The following is a 9,435-nucleotide window of genomic DNA, read 5'->3' as shown; positions in this document are numbered from 1 at the left end:
GCTGCTCGGGCTCAAGGTGGGACGAGAGCGCCTGCTTGGCGACATAGCGCGACATGCGCTGGTCGACGCGGAAGCAGTAGTGGGTGAGCAGCGAGGAGACGCTCAGATAGTAGGGCTCGAACTCCTCGTCGTACATCGTGATGGTCACGGGGTAGCGCATCGCCTGGATGTCGATGGGCTTTTGCAGGTCGATCTCCCGGTTGACGACAAGCTCGAGGTTGCTGTGGATGACCGCGAGCGGCAGCTCCACCGTGTCGCGCATCCCGCCGAACTGCGCGGTTGACGTGACGGTGTATTCGCCCTCCGCGAGCTTTCCGAAGTTGAGCTGGACCGGCTGGTAGGCCCTGCCCGTCTCGTTGAAGGTCCGGTCGACCCCGTCGCCGGTTACGCGGACCTGGTAGGAAATCTCACCCCCCTCGGAGAGCGCGTCGCCGTGGCCCTGCACGAGGACGGCCACCTCGTCGCCCGCGATGTATTTGGGGCTGATGACCGGCTTTACGAAGAAGGGCAGCGTCGCGGCGAAATTCGTCTTGGAGGACCCGGCGTAGAGGTTGTCGCCGATCGCGATCGTTGTGATCCGCCAAGAGGTGACGTTGTCGGGCAGCGTGAAGGTGACCGACGCGTCCCCGTTCGCGTCGCTGCGCAGCGGATAGAAGGCGGCGGTGTCCTTGAAGTTCTTGCGGAAGCTGTCGTAGGCCGCCAGGTTGTCGCCGTCCCCCTTGCCGCCGTCTCCGCTCTGGTTGAAGGGGTCGATGTCCCCGGCGGAGGTCGTGTATTTATAGACGTAGTAGGTGTAGAAATCGAGCTCGCCGTAGAGCTCGTTGAGCACGTCGAAGTACTGCTCGCGCAGCGCGAAGATCGCCTCGTCCACGACGCTCACGACCATCTCGCCGCTCACCGGCCTGCCGGCGCGGTCGGTGACCTTCGCCTTCACCGTCACCTGCTCGCCCGGCCGGTAGGCCTCCTTGTCGGTAGACGCCTCGACGGTGAGCGCCATGCTCTCGTTTTTGGTGCGCACGTAGGCGTTGCTGACCGCGTGCACGTCGCGCCCGTCGAAGTAGGCGGCCACGACGAGGATGCTGTTCGCGTGCTGCTGGCCCACCGTCAGCTCAAACCCGTCGCCCACGCCGCCGCGCCCCACGATCTCGTCCTGGAGGAAGGTGTAGAGCATCCGGCCGTTCGCGTCCCCGACCGGCGCGCCCTCGTGCCGCAGTTCAAACCGCAGGGTGTCCCCCACGTCCGCCTCGACGAAGCTGCGCGCGAGGTACTGCTCATACTGCTGGACCGGCTTGCGCGCGCCGTTTTTGTAGATGTCGAAGGTGTAGCCGCGGATCGCCTCCTTCTCGGCGTCCCGGTCGCCCGGCCACGGCTTGCCGTTGTCGGCGTAGGCCCCCGCCACGATCTCGCTGCCGTTGGCCCGGTAGGAGACGCTCGCGCTCACATAGGCGTAATAGTTCCCGTCGAACTCCTGCTCGATGAGGGCTTCCCGCGTCCCGCGCCCGGCCGTGAGCGGAACCATGCCGCCGACCTTCCCGCTTTGGTACTCCCCTTTGGGATCATAATAGTCGTACCGCGCGTCGAAGGAGAGCTGCATGTCGACCGGCTCGCCGACGAGGACGTCGTACTTCCTGTCGTAGTTGTCGTTGTAGTCGTAGTAGCCGCCGATCAGGCCGTCCGCCTGCTCCCGGCTCGTGACGCGGCTCAGGTCGATGCGGTTGGCGAGCACGGTGAGGGATGCGTTGCCGTCCGCGCCGAAGCGCAGCGAGGGGCGCAGCATCACGTTGGCGGGGACGTAGACGTACCGGCCCTGGAAGGTGACGTTTTCCCCGTCGTTTGCGATTTTGACGTAGTAGTAACCGGCCCGGGGCGTCCAGGAGGACTTGCCCTCGGTGACCCCCTCCCCCGCCTTGAAGGTGACGCGCGCCACCCCCTGGGCGTCGGTCGTCACGGTGCGCACCGCCTCGAAGTTGCCGCTGTAGGGGTTGAAGAGGCTGAATTCGAGCGGGTAGTTCGGGAGCGGTGTCCCGTCGTAGAAGGTGGGGGTGATCGTCGCCGTCACCTCGTCGCCGTAACGGTAGATGATCCCGTCGACCTCGCCCGCGATCGTATAGGCGGGGGTGGTGAACTCCTTGACGTCGATGTAGATCGAATCCAGGACGCGGGTGGACACCACCTCGCCGCTGTAGGGGTCGGTGTAGGGGGTGCAGGGGATGGCCGCCTGCACGGCGTAGTCCTGGCTCACGATCTGCTCAAAGGAAAATTCCCCCGTGAAGGTGCCGTCCGCCTGGACCGCCGCCCGCACCTGCTGGTTGACGCCGTCCGGGTCGAGGGTGACCGTCACGGCCGACGGCATGGCCCCGCGGTTCATCCGGTAGGGCTTCAGGTAGCCCCAGAAGCGGACCGTGTCGGTCGGGCGGTAGAGGGCCCGGTCGAGATAGAAGAAGGCGTAGTAGCGGTCCTCCCTGCGCCCGAAGTCGCCGCCGTAGTAGTACGCCTCGGTCGTCATGCCGCGGGTGACGTCCGCGTAGACCGGCACGCCCGACGGGTCGTAGATCGTGAAGAGCACCGGCTTGGCGGGGGGCATCCCCTTGCCGTAGTAGCTTTCCGCCGCGGCCGGGTCCTCGTAGGCGGGCGGCTCAAAGGAAAAGACCGCGCTGCCGTCCTCCCCCGTCACGGCGGAGGCGACCTCCTTCCCGTCCTGGGTAAACCTTACGGTGTGGCCCGCGAGGCTGCCGCCCGTGGCGGAGTCGTTGAGCCAGAGGAGCATCTGCTTTTGGGCCGACTGCATGTAGAGGGAGGCGGTCGCAACCTGGAAGGCCTTGTAGTCGGTGACCGGCTCCTTCGTCTTGGTGTCGATGACCGTCGTCACGACCGCGTAGTAGCCCCTGCCGGGGTTCGGGAAGGCGACCGTGTTGAGGCCCTCCTTCATCTGCTCGGTGCGCGCCTGCCCGATCGCCTCGGGCGCGCTCTCCGGGTCCCGGCCGAGCAGGATGTCGGCGTACTGGTCGAAGCCGGTCAGCCGGCAGAGGGTGACGGTGGCCTCGCGTCCCTTTTTGGCGACGGTGTCGAGCTGGTATTCAAGCGCGACCTCGTCGTCCGGGTGGAAGGTGTTGACCCCGCAGTTGGTCATGATGAGGGAGAAGTCGCGCGATTCGGTGCGCACCTCCATCACCCGCGCCGTCGAGAGGGCCAGGCCGTTCTTCGAGGCGAAGCCCGCCGGAACCGTCACGGAGTAGTTCGTGTTATAATCGAGCATCGCCTCGGGCGCGAGCTTGACGAGATTGCCCTCCGCGCTCACCCGGCAGGGGACGCTCCTCCCCTTGCCCTCCGCCTCCGCGTCGGGGCCGGACGGCAGGCGCAGCTGCACCTGTCCCGCGACCGACGCCGGGTCGAGCTCGTCGGAAAACTCGACGAAGATCGGTCCCTCGATCGGGATTCCAGCCGCCCCCTCCCCGAGGCTCACCCGTGCGGAGAAGTGAGAATCCACCACCGTTTCGTAGTCGTAGTCGCTGTTGTAATAGCTGATTTTGAGCCGGGCGTCCCTGAGGTTTTTGCCGTCCTCCACATACAGGAGGAAGCACTTTTCATCCTCCTGCCCGACGGTGAATTCCACCGGCGGGTCGAAGGTAACCTTCTCCTCAAGGAAGCCGGCCGACAGGCCGTTTTGGGAGGCGGGAACGTCGCAGCGGACGCGGACCGCCCCGTCGAGCGGCAGGTAGAAATCGTCGACGGTGAGCGTCTTCATCGCGTCCTGCGAGGGGTAGTTCCACTCGCCGGACGGCTCGGATTCCACGGGCGCCGCCGGGGCGTTGACGGGGTTTTTCGGGAAGCTGAGGGTGATGAACCAGCCCAGCGCCCCGACCAGCAGGAAGACCGCCAGCACGGCCAGCGCGATCAGCGCGGGACGGCTGAGTTTCGGCTTCTTCCCATCGCGCGGCGGGGGCGCGGCCCCCGCGTCCACCCCGGAATGCTCCGGCGCGGGGCGGGGCTCCTCCTGCGGGGAGGGGTCCCCGTTTTCATTCTGCGGGCGGTTGTCGTCAAACTCAGACATGGCGCGCTCTCCTTTCCGGTCGTTCATACGGACGCCGACGCGTTCGGGAAGAGCGTCAGCACCTGGGTATTGTCGTTGTAGTTATATTCGATGTAGCCGGTCGTGTCGATTTCCACCGGGATGTTTTCCTCCTCCAGCCGAGCGGAAACCGCACGCAGCAACGGGAAGATGTCCCTGTGGTAGATATCCCGCCAGCGGGTAAACGCCTCGTACTCCCCGAAGAGCTTGATTTCGAGGAAGACGGGCCGCTTGGCCGCCGGAAGCGGCTGATCCGCGAGCCGGCGGGCGAAGCCCGCCGCCATCGCCGCGACCGGGTCGGGGTCGCCGAGGTCGGCGCAGTAGCCGAACTGCCGGTAGTAGCTGTAGCGGTCGGAGTCCCCCGGCGGAAGCTCGCGGTACTGCCCCGGCTCGGGGAAGTGCTCGAGGGAAATTTCCTCCAGCGTGACGAGCAGGTAGTCGTGGTAGAGGTAGCCGGTCTCGTCGGGCAGGTCGTCCCATGTCGCGTCGACGTAGTACCACCCGTCCTCCAGCTTCACCGCGTTCCACGCGTGGGGGATTCCCCGCACGCTCGTGCCGCTCAAAAAGGCGCAGGGCACGCCCAGCCGCTGCATGAGGTACTGGTAGGCGCGGCTGTAGGCGCCGCACACCCCGCCGCAGCGCACCAGTCCGCCGTAGAGGTTGCCCGCGTCACCGCCCTGCGCGCCCTCCTCATAGGAGACGCGGCGCAGGAGCGCGTCGTGCGCCAGCACGGCCGCCTCCGGGGCGGGCAGGCCCTCCATGCCGTCCAGCAGGGCGTCCGCGGCCGCGTCGATCTGCCGCTGTCGTTCCCGCACCGCCGGGAGGGTGAGTCCCTCCTCCACCGCCAGGGTGAATCGGTCGGCCCGCTCCCCCGCCGGGATTTCACAGCGCAGCCAGTAGAATTCCGCCCGGTCGAGCAGCAGCGCGTCGTACGCCGCCTGTATCGTCCGTGCGGACGCCGGGGAAGCAAGGGGGATCTCCTCCCCCACCCGCCAGCCTTCCGCCGCGGAGCAGAGTTCGTCGTAGGCGGCGCGCCCCTCCCCGTCCAGCAGGGAGCGCGCGTAGCCCTCCGGGCGCGCAGGCGCGGCGGGCGGTTCGTCCTCCGGGAGCGGCGCGGCCCGCGCGCAGCCCGCGAACAAAAAAAGCAGCGCCAGGACCGCCGCCAGCATCCGCCGCATCCCCGCACCTCCCTCTGATGTACACACTCTATTAACAAAATTGTACCCTCCGCAGGGGACAGCTGTCAACCGAATATTTGCTTTTCCCGCCCTATCCCATTATAATGAGGGTACCAACCGACGGGAGAACCCTTATGAAACAATTCGCCGCTTTATTTCTGTCCCTGCTCCTGCTCGCGGGCTGCGGCGCGCCGGCAAAGCCGCCTTCTCCCGCGCCGGCGGCCGCTTCCGAAGCCGCCGAGGCTCCGCCGGGAGCGGAGAGCGCCGCGCCCGCGCCCTCCGGGCGCGCGGCGCTGCCGCTCGAAAACGCGTGGATCGCCTCGCTGGCGGACGGGATCGCCGCGCCGATTCTGGCGCGGGAGCTTCCGCCCGCGGAGGAGATCCGCGCAGTCTACCTCTGGCTTATCGAGAACGTCTACTTCGCCGACCCGGTGGGCCTCGACGCGTGGCGGTACCACGGCGACCCGGACGCGCCGCCCCCCTACCTCGAAAACCGCGCCCTCAGCCCGCTGCACTTCGGCGTCGGCTCCTGCGAGGACTTTGCCGCCGCAATGGCCGTGCTGCTGCGGCGGATGGGCTACAAGGCGCAATATGTGTCGGGGCTCACGATCTCGGTCGAGGGGGAATTCGTCGACCACGCGTGGACCGTCGTACAGCTCGACGGGAAATGGTACCACCTCGACCCGCAGCTCGAACAGAACGTCGTCAAATCGGGACGGGTGAGCTTCCGGTACTTCCTTCGGGACGACCGGACGATGCTCGCCGACCACCGCTGGGGAGAATCCCTCGCGGCCTACTACGGGGGCGCGATCACGCCCGGACAGCGGGAAACCATCCTCACCGAGCTGGCCGTCCCCGCCTGCCCCGAGGCGTATGTCCCCACCCCCGCGCCCGCTGAGGTTTCGCTGCCAGGGCGGCCCGACCCCTACGCCCTCCGGGAGACGCTCGACGCGGAGCGGGAGGCCTGGCTCTCCGAGCACGGGCCGCCCGGCCCGGTCGCGCTCGACGTGACCCCGCCCATCTACGCGGTGATGCCCGAGCCGCCCAAATAAAAATTCCGCCGCATGAAAAAAGGAGGCGTCCGGCCGTTGGCCGGACGCCTCCTTTGCTGATGTTTTTACAGGAAGTTCCAAAGCTCCTCGTGGGGCGCGCCGAGGATCGACTGGCCCACGAACACGCCCTGCTCCTTGGCGTAGCGCGCGCCCGCCTCGACGGCGGCCGTCACGTCGGCCACGTCGCCCGTCAGCAGGACGACCCCCTTGCCGCCCATGCCGCGCGCGGTGCGCAGCTCGAGGATCTCCACGTCGGCGGATTTGACCGCGCAGTCGGCGGCCAGAATCACGCTGGCGACGGTGAAGGTCTCGATCGTGCCGAGCGCGCCGCGCTTCGCCTCCGGCTGCGCGCCGAGCAGCGCCTTGACCACCGCCGGGTCGATCCGCCCGAGCAGCACCGCGTCAAGCAGGTTCTCCTCGAAGCCGGCTTTGACCCGATCCATCGCGGCGTTCACCTGCGCGAGCTCGCCGGTGATCACCAATTCGAACTTCCCGGGGCAGATGGGCTGCGCCGAAATAAGCCGGATCCCGGCGGATTTAAGCGCGGCGTCGCTCGCTTCGATTCCCCGGGCGATGCTCCGCAGTTCCAGTACGCCTACCGCATAGTCCATTCTTATTTCACCTCGCCCGTCGTCATTTCAATTTCCGTATCCGTCACGCGGGAGATTGTTCCCGCGACCGGCGCGTGCAGCGCCGCGGAGATGCCCTCCCGCGCCCTCGCAATCAGCTGGCCCGCCGCCACCTCGTCGCCCACGGCCACGACCGGCTCCGACGGCTTTCCCACATGCTGGGAGAGCGGCAGGCGCCAGAGGGCCTGCGCCACCGGCAGGTCGCCGGCCCATTCGGCCTCCCGGTCGAATTTCGCCACGCCGATCCGGCTTTTGAACCGGCTGACCGGCACCATCCGGAAGTCCCGCTCGGGGTCCGGCTTCGTCGGCCCGTCCGCGCGGTAGCCGATCCGGTGCCTGCCCAGGCTCTGCTTGACGGCGGTCATCGCCGCCGACGGCGCGATCCCCTGGCAACAGGCCATCAGCGTGCACACCCCGCAGCCGCTGCAAAGCGACGCGGTGAGCAACTCCTCCGGGTTGCCCGGCGCCCCCGCGCCCACCGCCCGCAGCGTCTTGTGCGGCTGGAGCGGATACCCCAGCAGGTGGCGCGGGCAGAGCTCGGTGCAGTACATGCACTGGCAGCAGGCGGACGGCACCCGTTTGAGCAGCCGTTCGACCGGCGCGGCCTTGTTGGCGATCGCCGGGATCTCCTCCGGCAGGATGAGCAGCGCCTTGGTCTTCTTGGTCACGATGGCGGAGGCGGGATTCACGATATTGCCCATCGCCGGGCCGCCGTCCACGACGACATGCCCCGCGGGGACCGTTACCCCCGCCGCGCGCAGGACCGCGCGCACGCCGCAGTTGACCGGCACCCTCACGACGACGGGATGTTCCACCGCGCCGCCGATCGTAAGCCATTTCTCCGTCACTGGGACGCCCCGAACGGCGTTCGAGACGTTGTAGGCCGTCTCGGCGTTGACGACGACCACGCCCACCGCGCTGGGCAGCTGCCCCGGCGGCACGACCCGGCCGAGCGCCTGGTAGATCATGATGATCTCGTCGCCCATCGGGTAGACGTCGGGCAGCAGCGCGGCGCGCGCGCCGCAGGGGAGCTCCTCCCCCTGGGCGACGCCGAGGCGCAGGGCGGTGTGCTCCTTCATCGCCACGAGGACCTGTGCGGCGCCCATCGCGTCGCAGAGCTCCCGCGCGCCCTCGCACACCCGGTCGAGGTGCTCCCGCAGAATGGTGAAATCGGTGTAGAGCAGGGGCTCGCACTCGGCGGCGTTGACCAGCACCGTGTCGATCCCCCGCGCCAGCTTCCGGTGGGTGGGGAACCCCGCGCCGCCCGCGCCGATCACGCCGGCGGCCTCGATTGTATCCCTCAGCAGTTCCAGTTCCATGGGGCTTCCCCTCCCTTCCCGGCGGAAAACCGCCTCATTCGTCAATGATCCCGACGATCACCGCGTCGGTCGGGGTCTCGCGGTCGTCGAGCGCCAGGCGCGCGCCGCTGCCGCGGGTGATGAGCACCCGCTCGCCGATGCCCGCGCCCACCCGGTCGATCGCGACGAGGTATTCCCCCGTCGGCGCGCCGTTCCGGTAGAGCTCGACCTCGAGAAATTTAGAGCCGACAAGCGTCTCCACCTTGCGGGTGGAGACGATCGTGCCGGTGACCTTTCCGCATACCATAGTTAATCCCTTCCGTCCGGTCAGCCGCCGCGTTTGACGATCGTCACCTGCGGCTTGCCGGTGAACCCGATCGCGTTGGCGTCGTCGGTATCGATGTGCATTTCCAGCGTGAAGCTCGGCGCAACCCGGATCTGCACGTCGTAGAGCATCGTCCGGCGCTCCCCCTCCGCGAGACATTCGACCAGGTCGCCGTCCCGCACGCCGTAGATCCGCGCGTCCTCCGGCGACATGTGGATGTGCCGGTTGGCGATGATGCAGCCCTCCTCGACGATCACGACCCCGCAGGGGCCGACAATTGTGAGCCCGGCCGAGCCCCGGATCTCGCCCGACGGGCGAACCGGGGGGCGCACCTTGAGCACGAAGGTGTCGGTGCGCGAGATTTCAATCTGCGTCTGCTTGCGCAGCGGGCCGAGCACGCGGACCTTTTCGATCGGCCGCAGGGACGGTCCGAGGATCGTCACCTGCTCCTGGGCGGCGAACTGCCCGCCCATCAGCTCCTTGATGTTGTGGAGCTCGCTGCCCTTGCCGAAGAGGATGTCCATGTGCTCCCGCGTCAGGTGGATATGCCGCGCGGAGACCCCCACCGGGATGGGCGGCAGCCCGGCGGGCGCCCCGGATTGACGCTGTGCCACAATCTGCCGGACGATCAGTTCCACGAGTTTTTCATCCACGGCCATTTTCTCCGCCTCCTTTATTCGTCAATTCCCGCCGGGCGGACCCGCCCGGCGGGCTTTTCCTGCCGGAAGCGGTCAGTCCAGATGCGGGAGAATCTTCTCCACATCCGTGTGCGGCCTCGGGATCACGTGGGTCGCGACGACCTCGCCCAAACGGGCGGCGGCGGCCCCGCCGGCCTCGACGGCGGCCTTCACCGCGCCGACGTCCCCGCGGACCATGACGCTCAC

Annotated in this window: 8 protein-coding genes; 1 reads left to right on the top strand and 7 read right to left on the bottom strand. The window is 67.8% G+C overall.

The features are described from left to right. A partial coding sequence (locus ACZO3G_RS13915; protein WP_486847347.1) for an Ig-like domain-containing alpha-2-macroglobulin family protein occupies window positions 1-4,051 on the bottom strand: 4,051 nt, incomplete at its 3' end. A gap of 23 nt (window positions 4,052-4,074) precedes the next feature. Further along, a complete protein-coding gene (locus tag ACZO3G_RS13910) occupies window positions 4,075-5,247 on the bottom strand; it encodes a transglutaminase domain-containing protein (protein WP_276870642.1) in 1,173 nt (390 codons plus the stop codon). Window positions 5,248-5,381: 134 nt separating this feature from the next. Here ACZO3G_RS13910 and ACZO3G_RS13905 point away from each other — a divergent pair, with 134 nt between their 5' ends. Further along, window positions 5,382-6,299: a transglutaminase domain-containing protein gene (locus tag ACZO3G_RS13905; RefSeq protein WP_276870641.1), complete on the top strand. Its 918-nt coding sequence runs from the start codon at window positions 5,382-5,384 to the stop codon at window positions 6,297-6,299. A gap of 65 nt (window positions 6,300-6,364) precedes the next feature. On the opposite strand, the gene ACZO3G_RS13900 is transcribed toward ACZO3G_RS13905, so the two are convergent. The 5 genes from ACZO3G_RS13900 to ACZO3G_RS13880 all read right to left on the bottom strand — a co-directional run. After that, window positions 6,365-6,910 carry a BMC domain-containing protein gene (locus tag ACZO3G_RS13900; protein ID WP_101547905.1) on the bottom strand — a complete coding sequence of 182 codons (546 nt, stop codon included), beginning with the start codon at window positions 6,908-6,910 and terminating at the stop codon, window positions 6,365-6,367. Window positions 6,911-6,912: 2 nt separating this feature from the next. After that, complete coding sequence (locus ACZO3G_RS13895; RefSeq protein WP_277138490.1) at window positions 6,913-8,247, bottom strand: 4Fe-4S dicluster domain-containing protein; 1,335 nt, start codon at window positions 8,245-8,247, stop codon at window positions 6,913-6,915. Window positions 8,248-8,281: 34 nt separating this feature from the next. Beyond that, window positions 8,282-8,533 (bottom strand): EutN/CcmL family microcompartment protein, encoded by a 252-nt coding sequence (locus ACZO3G_RS13890; protein ID WP_277138491.1) that lies wholly within the window; start codon window positions 8,531-8,533, stop codon window positions 8,282-8,284. A gap of 20 nt (window positions 8,534-8,553) precedes the next feature. Then, the gene (gene pduL, locus ACZO3G_RS13885) at window positions 8,554-9,210 is read right to left on the bottom strand and encodes a phosphate propanoyltransferase (RefSeq protein ID WP_101547911.1); all 657 of its coding nucleotides are present in this window, start codon (window positions 9,208-9,210) and stop codon (window positions 8,554-8,556) included. Between the two features lie 72 nt (window positions 9,211-9,282). Continuing rightward, on the bottom strand, window positions 9,283-9,435 hold a 153-nt coding region (locus tag ACZO3G_RS13880; protein ID WP_418427793.1), incomplete at its 5' end, for a BMC domain-containing protein.

The sequence above is a fragment of the Anaerotruncus sp. genome, assembly GCF_057433415.1.
Note: the sequence above shows the minus strand (reverse complement) of the source record. Positions and strands in the feature narration are given on the sequence as shown.

What these genes read in the sequence shown, in the direction of transcription:
- ACZO3G_RS13910 (WP_276870642.1), bottom strand. Translation starts at nt 5,247, where the DNA reads ATGCGGCGGATGCTGGCGGCGGTCCTGGCGCTGCTTTTTTTGTTCGCG.
- ACZO3G_RS13905 (WP_276870641.1), top strand. Translation starts at nt 5,382, where the DNA reads ATGAAACAATTCGCCGCTTTATTTCTGTCCCTGCTCCTGCTCGCGGGC.
- ACZO3G_RS13900 (WP_101547905.1), bottom strand. Translation starts at nt 6,910, where the DNA reads ATGGACTATGCGGTAGGCGTACTGGAACTGCGGAGCATCGCCCGGGGA.
- ACZO3G_RS13895 (WP_277138490.1), bottom strand. Translation starts at nt 8,247, where the DNA reads ATGGAACTGGAACTGCTGAGGGATACAATCGAGGCCGCCGGCGTGATC.
- ACZO3G_RS13890 (WP_277138491.1), bottom strand. Translation starts at nt 8,533, where the DNA reads ATGGTATGCGGAAAGGTCACCGGCACGATCGTCTCCACCCGCAAGGTG.
- pduL (WP_101547911.1), bottom strand. Translation starts at nt 9,210, where the DNA reads ATGGCCGTGGATGAAAAACTCGTGGAACTGATCGTCCGGCAGATTGTG.